This window comes from Pseudoalteromonas sp. SG43-7 (genome assembly GCF_014164295.1).
Lineage (GTDB): Bacteria > Pseudomonadota > Gammaproteobacteria > Enterobacterales > Alteromonadaceae > Pseudoalteromonas > Pseudoalteromonas rhizosphaerae.
The window spans coordinates 1-12,254 of sequence record NZ_JACJEY010000082.1; the positions used below are offsets into that span (position 1 = coordinate 1).

Consider the following 12,254-nt stretch of genomic DNA (forward strand, 5'->3'; position numbering starts at 1 on the left):
GATAAATACAGTGATAACAAGGCGTAAATTTTGACATGTAGTTGTTCTACTTGAAAAAATTATAACGCAGTTAGCGCTTTATTTAGCTCGCTAGAATGGTTAAATATTTAAGTCGATTGGTATTAGTTCGCTGTTTTATTTTTATACAGCTTGTATTAAGTTATGGTTCAGTAATGGGGTCTTGTCAAGAAACACCAATGAGAGACGAAAGCAAAAAAATCAGCGGGGATATATTTAACTAGAGTTCGGGTTATTTAATTAATCAAACCCCCAGCTTTGTTTTATTATCAGTCATTTTTCATGATAAAATCATTTTCTTAATGACAGATACTAATGAGCAACTCCCTTCGTGCCACATAGCAAACTTTTAGAACCGATTAAGCAATTTTTACGTTGTGAAACCCCTTTAGGGTGGATTGATGAAGCCACTAAAAAAGAAAACCTAGCGGTTATTTTAATTGATCATCTCATCTGTGAGCTTAAAGCCGCGCAATCTGCGATGTTTTTAATTCGTAAATACGCCGTGGATAAACAAAGCAGCGATGCCTTGCTTGAGTGGCTGAAGCCGTTTGAAACGCTGATATACAAACGTGAAGGGAATTGGCGCGATCTTGCGGCTAAAAACAAACTGACTAAAGCAGTGATCCCAAAATCTGATTCAGCTTATGGGCAAGATTTGGTTGATAAAATGGTGATGTTGATCAAAGAAGAGCTGCACCACTTTTATCAAGTATTAGAGATCATGGATGAGTACGGTATTGAGTATCAAAGTATTACGCCGTGTCGTTATGCTAAGGGTATGCTAAGACATGTAAAAACCTTTGAGCCAGATGCACTGGTCGATAAGCTCATAGTCGGTGCTTACATCGAAGCTCGTTCGTGCGAGCGTTTTGCCGCGCTTGCACCCCATGTAGATAAGCGTTTAGGTGATTTTTATATTTCGTTATTGCGCTCTGAGGCACGCCACTATCAAGACTATTTAACTCTTGCCCAAGAAATTGCTGGTTTTGATATTACCGAGCGGGTTAAAGAGTTTGGTGAAATTGAAGCGCAGTTAATTACATCTTTTGATGACGATTTTAAGTTTCACAGTGGTACGCCGGTAAATAAAAGCGCTTAACCAACACTAACATGTGCTGCAGCTTTCAAGCCATGCTGTAGCACATACTTTATTATCAAAAGTGTTTTTAAATTAGACACATCAAAAACTCTCACCTAATATTTAAAGCAAGTTAATTTTTTTATTTATCAGTTATTTTATTGCTTTGCAATGCATTGTAAATGAAAGGCCATTGCTATTATTATTTTGGTGGGTATATATGGATGAAAAAGAGGGATTATTTGTATTTTCTGCTGAGGAAGAGTCAGTAAATACTGACCTTAAAGTATGGAAAATTCTAACCGTTGAGGATGATCTCGATTATCAACATGCATTAGTTAATAGCTTAAAAGAATTAAAGGCCAAAGAAGGCTACAAATATGAGTTATTAGCGGCCAACTCAGTACCAGAAGCTGCGCTTGCTTTAAGTATGCACCCAGATATAGCACTTGTTTTTATCGATGTGGTTATGGAAGAAGATGACTCCGGACTGCGTTTGGTAAATACCATCAGAGAAGTGATTGGCAACGCTGAAATGCGTATCGTGTTACTAACAGGGCAGCCCGGTTTAGCCCCTGAAACCGATGTGATGAAAATGCTCGATATTGATGAGTACTGGAATAAGTCTGACATTTCTGCGCAAAAGCTTGAATCAATCGTTAATAGTAATATGCGAACTTGGCAATATATTTCGCAAATAACAGCCGCTAAACAAGGTTTGCAACTTGTGCTTGATGCATCAAGGAGCATTAATAGCAAACATGATATGGGCTCATACTCAGCTGCCGTGCTGCAAGAACTAAGCAATATTTTAAAAATATCCGAGGGAGGCGGGATCCTTTGTTCAAGCAACCTTGATAAAGGCGACAATGCAATGATCCTCACTACCAACGGCTGCTTTAATGGTATGAAAGGACAAAAAGTAGATAGCAATTTACTGGCCGATATGTACGATGACTTCCAGCTAGCGATTCAAGAGAAACGTCATGTGTTTTCAAATCAGCATAGTATCTTCTTCTTCCCAGCAACCATTGCTGAAGGCACGCACTATATTACCTTGGTAAAATCAGATAATCCCATTAGTGAAGAAAACGAATATTTATTGAAAGTATTTAGTGAAAACGTCAGTAGCGGATTTGCTAATATTTCATTATTAAATAGATTAACCGAGCTTGCCTATACCGATGTTTCATTAAACTTACAGAATAGAAACTGGTTAACTCGCGAAATTAAAAATATGAACGTATATGAAAAATCCAAAATGCGTTTAATTATTTTTGATATTTATCAGTTTGATGAAAAAGCATTTACCTTTGGTTATGATTTTTGTAGAAAAATCATAAAACTCGTTCATAAAAGTATTGTAGATGTTTTTTCAATATATGACCCCAGAATTGCGATTATTAGTAATAGTAGCTTTGGCATGCTCATTAATGTTGATTTTGATATTACAGATGATATTGCGCGTTTTCATAATAAACAAAAGTACGAAATTGAAAATGTTAAGCAATTTATTGACGTAAGAGTGTTGGAGTTAAAGCTAAGTTGCGCATCAAATATTACTCCCGAAAAAGTAATTAGACTGGCAGAGTCGAGTTTAAATTACATGCAAGTAACTCAAGCGAAGTTTATTTTGCATACCGATGAGAAAACAGTGGCAATAACAAGGCGCTATGAGTTAATGGCGCGCTTGAGAACGGCTATTAGTACCAAAGAATTGCGTGTCGCTTTGCAACCAAAAATGTGCTTGAAAACATTAAAACCAATTGGTTTTGAAGCGCTAGCTAGATGGCAGTTAGCTGATGGCAGCTTTGTAAATCCTGAAGAGTTTATAGAACTTGCTGAAACAGCTGGTTTAATTAATGAGCTAGATAATGTTATTTTTGAAAAAATACTACAAATAATTAATCAACTTAAAAAATGTGGTATAAATTTACCTATTGCGTTTAACGCATCATCTTATGACTTGATCGATCCTTCTTACTTTGAGTCTATCAAAAGTCGGATTGAGGAATATAAAGTATCTCCCTCGATGCTGGAACTTGAAGTGACAGAAACCCAAGCGATCAGTAATTACAACTTTATTAAAGAGGCTTTATCACGATTTATGGCATTGGGTATTAAAGTGAGTATTGATGACTTTGGTACGGGTTATTCATCGTTAGCACATATAAATGAAATACCGTCGAATGCGATAAAAATTGATCGCTACTTTGTCAGCAACCTTGAGCATAATATAAATAATCAATACATGATAAAAATGATCATCAGTCTCGCAAAGCAATTTGATTTTAAAGTTATTGCTGAGGGTGTTGAAAACGAATTTGAGGTGCAATGGTTAAAACAAGCAGGTTGTGAAATGGCCCAAGGTTACTTTTTTGCAAAACCATTATTTTATGATGATTTACTGATCTGGTTAGCACAGTTTGATAATGTAAATGACTAAAAAAAGTAACTCATTTTATAGCGACAAAAAAGGCGTACTCATAAAGTCGCTGTTTATTTTATTTGTTGCGATATTAATTGGCTGGCTGGTATACGAGCAAGTTTATCAGTCAAAAGTAACCATAATAAAAGAGCGCCAAGATGAAAAACTAGTGCTTGTGAGTACTGATTTATCTAAAGAGCTAAGCAGTATTAAAAAACTCACTCAGCTGTTAGCAAATGGCCAAGTATTAAAAAGTAATACAGGTTTAAATACATTGAGCGCTCAACAAAGCGACAAGCTCATAAATGATTATTTTTTAAATTTTGCTTCTGTATCAACCAATATCTCACAAATACGTTGGCTTGAACGCAGTGGTAAAGAACGTTATAGAATTAATTTCAGCAATAAAAAAAGCGAAATTGTTGAGGTATCACAATTACAAAATAAGCAAAATCGTTATTACTTTAAAGAAGGGATGTTAGTTGCACCACCGAATACATTTATTTCAGAAATTGATTTAAATATTGAGCGTGGAAAAGTTGTTGTCCCGCATGAGCCAACAATTAGGGTGACTTACAGAACGCAAGGTGGTGATTATTTAATAGATGGCTTGTTAGTAGTGAATTTTAATCTGGATTATTTATTTAGTAATATTCGACAATATGATGAAAAAAACACCCAAGTAAATATTCTAAATCATGATGGTTATTGGTTGTATAATAAGGATCCCGCATTACAGTTTGGGTTTATGTATAATCAAGTTAATAACTCGCTAGCAAATAACTCTCCAGCGCTTTGGCAACACATCATTGAACATGACGTACAAAGCACCTCACGTATTTTTCATGACAGTTTATATACTTTCAGGCGATTCTCTATTGTTTCACTACGTGAATCAACACAAAGAACCGCAGATTCAGATAAAGAGATTATTATACTTATCGGTAGCCCTAAAGAGCTGCTGTATAATGCAAAAATGACTGCTTTTCAATATGCTGCTCTGTGTAGTGTTGTTTTATGTATTTGCGGTTTTGGTTTTAGTTACCGTGAATATTTATTCCAACAGCAACTAATTACTTTATCTTATAAACTACAGCGTGAAAAAGTAGAGTTAGATAGCGTCAACAAACAGCTCGATTTAACTATAAGGCAGCAGCAGCAATTACAAACAAGCTTACTCGAAGCTCGAAAACTATCGTCTTTAGGGTTGTTGGTGGCGGGGGTTGCTCATGAGATGAATACACCCATTGGCGGTGCTATTATCTCAGTATCTAACGCGAATGTGGTTATTAATAAGTTGAGTGACGCGATAAAAACCGGATTAACTAAATCGCAATTAGATAAAAGCACACAGAGCATTGAGGAAAATTTAGGGTTAGCTAAAATTAATTTAAATAAGGCAGCGGTATTAGTTAAAAGTTTTAAAAAAATGGCGATAGACCGTCATAATGATGATGTCATCACATGTAATATAAGAAAAATAACTGAAGATTTACTGATCTCCCTTAATTCAAGATTAAAAAACTCAAACGTAAAAGTGAAAACCTTAGTTGATACTGACCAAGATATAAAAAGCCGACCAGGAATTATTTCCCAAGTGCTAGAAAACCTGATAATGAACGCACTAACCCACGGGTTTGCCAAAAATCAAGTCGGTGAAATTGAGATAAAAATAGCACAAGCTGCTAGTCAATCCATTAAATTAACCATTTCAGATAGCGGTGTTGGGATTAAAGCAGAGTCTCAACAGTACATCTTTGAGCCTTTTTACACCTCAGCTCGTGGTATTGGCAATACTGGGCTTGGCTTATATATGGTGCACCAATGGGTTACACACATTTTGCAGGGGGAAATTAAATTACAGTCCAATCCACACTCTACAGAGCGCTTTAAAACTGAGTTTACTATTACTATACCCAAACTATCTTAAGATGCAGAATTCGTTGCTTGGAGTGATAGTCATATAAGCATTTGTGTTTTAACGTTTTAAAAATTGTAGGTATTGCTCAGTCTTAGCTTCTGAAAAGCCATGGCGTAGGAGAACTTGTGCGGCCTCACCATTATTTACAATGGTGTTGAAACCGTTTTCTAATTGTATTAATTGTTGCTTACTTTGCACAGCAGATTTGGAAAAAATAATATATAGGTAGTGGGACGCTAAATGAGGAGGGATATATACGATTGACTGTCCTGTTTGTAATTGTGGATGATTGTTTAACCAGTACTCACCGACTTCTTTGGTACCAGCTACTAAATCAACGCGGCCAAGCTGTAACACGCGTAAGCTGCTGATCAAGTCATTAGTCGCTGTAATAGCTAAATTATGTTCACTACTAAAACCCTCGCTAACTATATAATTACTACCTTTACTTATGCTGTATGGCTGTAATGACGTTAAACTGCCATCGTAATTTATTTTGCTACTTTTTCGTTTAAATAATCCAGTAAATGACTTTGCTAATGGTCGTGAATAGTGGAATGTTTTTTCTCGCTCGGCGCTATAATAAGCCCCTAAAAGAGCTGTTCGCTTATTTTTTTCAAGTAATCTTAGTGCACGAGCCCAAGTTGTAAACTCAATGCTAGCTTCAATATCTTGGCTTGCTAATGCAGTAATAATAATATCAGCTAACCAACCTTGTTGCGGCAGTTGCTCTGAAAAATACGGGGGAAAAGGCTCGGTAACAAAAAGCCATTTATCTTGGCTGTATGTATGGCCTGCGTAAAATAAACAAATAAGTATGAAAAATAATTTAAGCATTACGACCAGTACTAAAAACGATCAATATCGTAAGCGTAGACAATATTTTATATTTGTGCGAATGGTTCACTCACTAGTTCTTGTGTCTGTGCGGTAACAACTAAATAAGAGCCTTGAGTATACCAATCACCCAGCACTGTGCGAGTGAGTGTTTGCTTATCTACTTCATAATGATGCACATTAGGGCGATGGGTATGGCCATGGATCATATGTTTTACTTGGTGTTTTGCAAATGTTGCTAGTACCGCTTGTTCAGTAACATCTAATATTTCAAGCGCTTTACCGGTTTGATTTTGCTTTGATTTTTCTCTGGCATTTTGCGCAACTTTACGACGATACCAAAGTGGCATAGCAAGCATTAATCTTGGCCACCACCAACTGCGGCCTTTTTTACGAAACTTTTGATATTCAATATCTTGTGTGCACATTTCATCGCCATGCAAAATGACAGTGGGAGTGCCATATAAGTCAATTACCAGCTGTTCGGGTAATAAAGTCATTCCTGCTTGTTTGGCGTATTTATCGCGCATAATGAAATCACGATTGCCATGCACAAAATATACTGGGGTGCCGTTATCACTCACTACTTTTAAATGCTTTGCAACTTCAGTTGAGAGTGCAGTTACATAGTCATCACCAACCCATACTTCAAAAAAGTCACCAAGTATATATAGCGCGTCTACATCCTTATTAATAATATGCGTATTTAAAAACTGATAAAAAGCTGCACTGATATCTGGGCGATTTTCACTTAAATGGAGGTCGGCAATAAAGTAGGTTTGGCGAGTCATAGGTAAGTCTTTTAAAAATAAATAAAGCGGGCATATACGTATAGCATAAATACCCGCTAAAACGCCACGTTACGTGGGTAAGCGTACTATTAGTTTACAGTTACGCTTGTGATGATAACGTCATCAAGAGGTACGTCTTGATGAAAGCCTGTGCTACCTGTAGCAACGGCTTTAATTTTTTCTACTACGTCCATGCCTTCAACAACTTCAGCAAATACACAGTAACCCCAGCCTTGAGATGTTTCGCTGCTGAAGTTTAAGAAGTCATTGTTATTCACGTTAATGAAAAACTGTGCTGTTGCTGAATGTGGATCAGGAGTACGTGCCATAGCAAGTGTACCAACCTTATTAGAAAGGCCATTGTTTGCTTCATTTTGAATAGGATCATGCACTTCTTTTTGTGTCATACCTGGTTCAAAACCACCGCCTTGTACCATGAAACCATCAATCACACGGTGAAAAATAGTGCCGTCGTAAAAGCCTGCGTTAGCATACTGTAAAAAGTTTTTAACTGTGTTTGGCGCATCTTCTTTGTGCATGTTAATGGTGATATCACCAAAATTTGTGTGTAGAACAACCATGTGGTTTCCTATTAGCTGATTTATTTGCCGCTATTTTATCTTAGTTAGCTAAGATTAACAAAGTGCTTATTCAATTGATAAAGCGCTAGAGCAGGGGCTTTTCAAGTGTTAACATAGCGATTCAAGTAAATAGTCAAGGACTTAAAATAAATGGTAAATATATACAACACACTCACGCGTCAAAAAGAGCAATTTAAACCTATGGTCGACGGCAAGATCGACATGTATGTGTGTGGTATCACCATTTATGATTATTGTCATATTGGTCATGCCCGCACATTTGTTAGCTTTGACGTGATCGTACGTTATCTTCGTCACATTGGTTATGATTTAAAGTATGTGCGCAATATCACCGATGTTGATGACAAAATCATTAAGCGTGCGAATGAAAATGGCGAAGCGATTAACGACTTAACTGTGCGTATGACAAAAGCAATGCATGAAGATTTTGATAGTCTAAACATGTTACGTCCAGACATTGAACCTACAGTCACAGGTCATATGGACGAAATTATCGAAATGGTTGAACGACTAGTTACTAAAGGCCACGCCTATGTTGCAGCCGACGGCGATGTTTTATTTGACGTCTCAACGTTTGAGCAATACGGTGCATTGTCACAGCAAGATTTAACTATGCTACAAGCCGGTTCGCGTGTTGAAGTAGCACAAGATAAAGATGATCCACTTGATTTTGTGTTATGGAAAAAAGCCAAAGCGGGTGAACCATCATGGACATCACCGTGGGGCGAAGGTCGTCCAGGTTGGCATATTGAATGTTCGGCAATGAGCTCAAAGCATTTAGGTGAGCATTTTGATATTCATGGCGGTGGTTCAGATTTACAGTTTCCACACCATGAAAATGAGATTGCGCAATCATGCTGTGCAAATAACGGCAAGTACGTCAATACCTGGATCCATACGGGGATGGTACAAGTAAATAAAGAGAAGATGTCAAAATCATTAGACAACTTCTTTACTGTTCGTGATGTACTTAAAGAATATGATGCTGAATCGGTTCGTTATTTTTTAATTTCTGGTCATTACCGCAGCCAGTTAAATTACTCGCAAGAGAACTTAGATCAAGCACGTTCGTCGCTTGAGCGTATTTATACGGCACTTCGTGGTGTTGAGCCTATCAGTTGTGATTTAGCAACAAATGAACATGTGGCTAAATTTAGAAAAGCAATGGATGACGACTTTAATACACCAGAAGCATTACCGGTGTTATTTGAATTAGCCAAAGAGCTAAACCGTGTAAAAGACGTTGATGCTGAGCAAGCGGGTAAGTTAGCATTTGTACTGCGTAGTCTTGGGGAAGTGTTAGGGGTTGCTCAACAAGCACCAGAGGCATTTTTACAAGGTGGCCAAGCAGATGACGAAGTTGCCCAAATAGAAGCGTTAATAGTTAAGCGTAATGAAGCGCGCGCGGGTAAAGATTGGGCTGCGGCCGATGAAGCGCGTGATGCTTTAAATGCACTTGGAGTAATACTGGAAGACTCTGCAGGTAAAACTACATGGCGTAAAGCGTAATTAATTACCTTACTAGTGCCAGTCAAATAGGCATTGCTGAATAAGACATATTTTAGTAAGTATTGTATTAGTAAGTATTACAAAGGGTTGCCAATTTGGCGGCCTTTTTATTTTTTCTAGCTTGACCTCAACTTAACCTTAGGTTTTACCTTTGCGTTTCTTAGTTATTTTGAAAGGAATGAAATGAATATTTTTCTTGCCATGATCCCTGCTTTTTTATGGGGCACCACCTATGCGGTCACTAAATATGCCACCCCAGATTGGCCGCCAATATTACTTGGCGCGTTGCGAGCATTACCTGCGGGTTTACTGTTATTTGTGCTTAAACCATCATGGCCTAAAGCAAAACAGTGGCGCGGTTTAGTATTATTAGCTGTGGTTAATATTGCCCTGTTTTTTAGTTTTATTTTTATTATGGCGGTTAATTTACCAGCGGCAATTGCCGGTGTTGGTATGGTCTCTGTGCCTGTGGTTGCGTTGATTTATGCGTGGGTTTTTAAAAAGCAGCGTCCAGCGTTTTTGCAATCGGTGTGCGCACTTGTATTAGTGATTTTGGCTTGGCGATTATTTGATCCCCAGCATGTCACGATTAATGCCTTAGGAGTATTCGCTTTAATTGGTGCGTTGTTAACAATTGTTGTTGGTAGTACTTTAGTGCAAAAAATGTCTAGCCACACTCATTGGTGGACGGTATTAACATGGCAGCTGATCATTGGCGGATCATTGTTATCATTAGTCGCAATGACTCAAGCTATTTACTTTGATCCACAACAATATCAAGTACTTGCTAATGGTGTCAGTTCAATACAGTGGCTTGCATTATTTTGGTTAATTGTGCCAAATACAGCGCTTGCGTATATCTTGTATGTTTGGTTACTTGGCCGGATGACGGTGGTTGAGTTTACTTTCGGTACGATTGCTAATCCGATCGCAGGTATTATTTGCGCCGTGGTATTACTAAGTGAGCACTATCAAGTTTGGCAATATACGATTATGGTTTTAATGATTTTCTTCTCTGTGCTGCCGCAATTGTTAAAGCTAACACGGCGCCAGCGCTCAGCTAAAATAGCCTCATAAATAACAACAAAGGGTTGCTAAACAGCAACCCTTGTTAATTCTTGATGCGACGTTATAGGCTAATTAGCTATGGTATTTTTCACAGGCTTCAAGGGTATTTTCAATCAAGCTTGCTACTGTCATTGGGCCTACGCCGCCAGGTACTGGCGTGATGAAATGTGCTTTTTGTTCAGCGATCTCATACTGTACGTCACCGACTAATTTGCCGCTATCTAAACGATTAATGCCTACATCGATCACAATTGCACCTTCTTTAACCCAATCCCCAGGAATAAACTCAGGTTTACCAACTGCCACAACTAACAGATCAGCACGGCGTACATGAGTTTCTAAATCTTGCGTAAATTTATGACACACAGTGGTTGTACAACCTGCAAGTAATAGTTCCAATGCCATAGGACGACCAACAATATTTGAAGCGCCAACAACAACTGCATGCATGCCTTTGTATTTTACACCGGTCGAATCAAGCAGTGTAATAATACCTTTTGGCGTACATGGGCGAAGAGCAGGCATACGCTGTGCTAAACGGCCAATGTTATAAGGATGAAAGCCGTCAACATCTTTGAGTGGAGTGATATGCTCAAGGATTCTTTCAACATCAAGACCAGCAGGAAGAGGAAGTTGTACTAAAATACCATCAACTTGTGCATCGTTATTGAGTTCATCAATTAAATCTAATAATGCTTGCTCGTTTGTATCTGCTGGTAAATCAAATGATTTAGAAATAAAGCCAACTTCTTCACAGGCTTTACGTTTTGAACCTACATAAACTTGGCTTGCAGGATCTTGCCCTACAAGTACAACTGCAAGTCCAGGTGCGCGCAAACCGTTTGCAACACGTTCACTTACTCTTTGTGCTACTGCACTGCGTACTTGTTTAGCTATTGCCTTACCATCGATGATGTTTGCCGTCATGGGTGACCTTTAATTGGGGTTAGTTAACTTAATACCGATACTTTAAAAAAACGAATGCATATAGAAATAGGGGTAATATAATGCTAATAAAGAACACGTTCTTTATTACTCGTTTTTAATATGCTTACTATTTTCGCAGAAAAGCGCTAATGCGCCAAGTTGCTTTTCTGATATAGCCGCTAATTATATAAAACAGTTGAAATTTTAGCTGATCGTCACAATATTTGACCATTATGAACTAAAAATGACCGATTGATTTATTTTCTTAAAAAAAGGTTTGACCTGACACGGTCAAATCACTATTATGCACCCCGTTGTCAACGAGGTCACTCGCTAACAATAGTAAGCATCGGCGATTAGCGCAGTTTGGTAGCGCACTTGGTTTGGGTCCAAGGGGTCGCAGGTTCAAATCCTGCATCGCCGACCACTTTCTCATTTATAAAGAATGGTAATGATTGGTTTGGGTATATCCTATACAGTCACAAGTTAAATGCTGAAAAGCAGGTAACTATTCTATTATAATAGATTGGCTTATTGGTAAACTATGAAGTTTTCGATGCGCCCATAGCTCAGCTGGATAGAGCAACGCCCTTCTAAGGCGTCGGTCGAAGGTTCGAATCCTTCTGGGTGCACCATTTGAAAACACGTAAATATAGCGGTGGTTGTAGCTCAGTTGGTAGAGCCCCGGATTGTGATTCCGGTTGTCGTGGGTTCGAGCCCCATCAGTCACCCCATTTACAAAAAAGAATATCGGCGATTAGCGCAGTTTGGTAGCGCACTTGGTTTGGGTCCAAGGGGTCGCAGGTTCAAATCCTGCATCGCCGACCACTTTCTCAAAAAGTGGTCTCAAATACACAGTTTGAGTGTTCAATGAAAAAGAGGTTTAATACTTCAATATCGGCGATTAGCGCAGTTTGGTAGCGCACTTGGTTTGGGTCCAAGGGGTCGCAGGTTCAAATCCTGCATCGCCGACCACTTTCTTAATTAATAAAAAACAATTCAAAATTCATATTGCACAGCTTAATTCTAAAGCTAAAATATTGCTAACTTGCTAACTTGCTAACTTGCTAAC

At 38.2% G+C, this 12,254-nt stretch carries 9 protein-coding genes and 5 tRNA genes; 10 read left to right on the forward strand and 4 right to left on the reverse strand.

Annotated features, from left to right (window positions below; translation table 11 throughout):
- Positions 1–349: 349 nt before the first annotated feature.
- From H5200_RS21660 to H5200_RS21670, 3 genes are all read left to right on the forward strand, one after another.
- Positions 350–1,120, forward strand: coding sequence for a tRNA isopentenyl-2-thiomethyl-A-37 hydroxylase MiaE (locus H5200_RS21660; protein ID WP_182718153.1), 771 nt, complete (start codon positions 350–352; stop codon positions 1,118–1,120).
- Between the two features lie 199 nt (positions 1,121–1,319).
- A complete protein-coding gene (locus H5200_RS21665) occupies positions 1,320–3,545 on the forward strand; it encodes an EAL domain-containing protein (protein ID WP_182762576.1) in 2,226 nt (741 codons plus the stop codon).
- Positions 3,538–5,457, forward strand: a complete 1,920-nt coding sequence (locus tag H5200_RS21670) for a sensor histidine kinase (RefSeq protein ID WP_182718151.1) — start codon at positions 3,538–3,540, stop codon at positions 5,455–5,457. The genes H5200_RS21665 and H5200_RS21670 overlap by 8 nt, the downstream gene beginning before the upstream one ends.
- Positions 5,458–5,505: 48 nt before the next feature.
- Here the strand turns inward: H5200_RS21670 and H5200_RS21675 are convergent, their stop codons facing one another.
- The 3 genes from H5200_RS21675 to H5200_RS21685 all read right to left on the reverse strand — a co-directional run bounded on the left by H5200_RS21675 (position 5,506) and on the right by H5200_RS21685 (position 7,657).
- On the reverse strand, positions 5,506–6,285 hold the full coding sequence (locus H5200_RS21675) for an ABC transporter substrate-binding protein (protein ID WP_182718150.1): 780 nt from the start codon (positions 6,283–6,285) through the stop codon (positions 5,506–5,508).
- A gap of 47 nt (positions 6,286–6,332) precedes the next feature.
- Positions 6,333–7,076, reverse strand: a complete 744-nt coding sequence (locus H5200_RS21680; RefSeq protein WP_145241478.1) for a UDP-2,3-diacylglucosamine diphosphatase — start codon at positions 7,074–7,076, stop codon at positions 6,333–6,335.
- An 89-nt stretch (positions 7,077–7,165) separates the two neighbouring features.
- Positions 7,166–7,657, reverse strand: a complete 492-nt coding sequence (locus H5200_RS21685) for a peptidylprolyl isomerase (RefSeq protein WP_182762578.1) — start codon at positions 7,655–7,657, stop codon at positions 7,166–7,168.
- A 150-nt stretch (positions 7,658–7,807) separates the two neighbouring features.
- Here H5200_RS21685 and cysS point away from each other — a divergent pair, with 150 nt between their 5' ends.
- On the forward strand, positions 7,808–9,187 hold the full coding sequence (gene cysS / locus H5200_RS21690) for a cysteine--tRNA ligase (RefSeq protein WP_182718148.1): 1,380 nt from the start codon (positions 7,808–7,810) through the stop codon (positions 9,185–9,187).
- 183 nt (positions 9,188–9,370) lie between these two features.
- On the forward strand, positions 9,371–10,264 hold the full coding sequence (locus H5200_RS21695; protein WP_182740252.1) for a DMT family transporter: 894 nt from the start codon (positions 9,371–9,373) through the stop codon (positions 10,262–10,264).
- Between the two features lie 63 nt (positions 10,265–10,327).
- Here the strand turns inward: H5200_RS21695 and folD are convergent, their stop codons facing one another.
- Positions 10,328–11,182 carry a bifunctional methylenetetrahydrofolate dehydrogenase/methenyltetrahydrofolate cyclohydrolase FolD gene (folD, locus tag H5200_RS21700; RefSeq protein ID WP_149980758.1) on the reverse strand — a complete coding sequence of 285 codons (855 nt, stop codon included), beginning with the start codon at positions 11,180–11,182 and terminating at the stop codon, positions 10,328–10,330.
- A 350-nt stretch (positions 11,183–11,532) separates the two neighbouring features.
- Between folD and H5200_RS21705 the strand changes: the two genes are divergently transcribed.
- From H5200_RS21705 to H5200_RS21725, 5 genes are all read left to right on the forward strand, one after another.
- Positions 11,533–11,609 (forward strand) — tRNA-Pro (locus H5200_RS21705).
- Between the two features lie 131 nt (positions 11,610–11,740).
- A tRNA-Arg gene (locus tag H5200_RS21710) sits at positions 11,741–11,817 on the forward strand.
- A gap of 23 nt (positions 11,818–11,840) precedes the next feature.
- Positions 11,841–11,916, forward strand: a tRNA-His gene (locus tag H5200_RS21715).
- A 17-nt stretch (positions 11,917–11,933) separates the two neighbouring features.
- Positions 11,934–12,010 (forward strand) — tRNA-Pro (locus H5200_RS21720).
- A 70-nt stretch (positions 12,011–12,080) separates the two neighbouring features.
- Positions 12,081–12,157: transfer RNA gene (locus H5200_RS21725), tRNA-Pro, on the forward strand.
- Positions 12,158–12,254 lie beyond the last annotated feature (97 nt).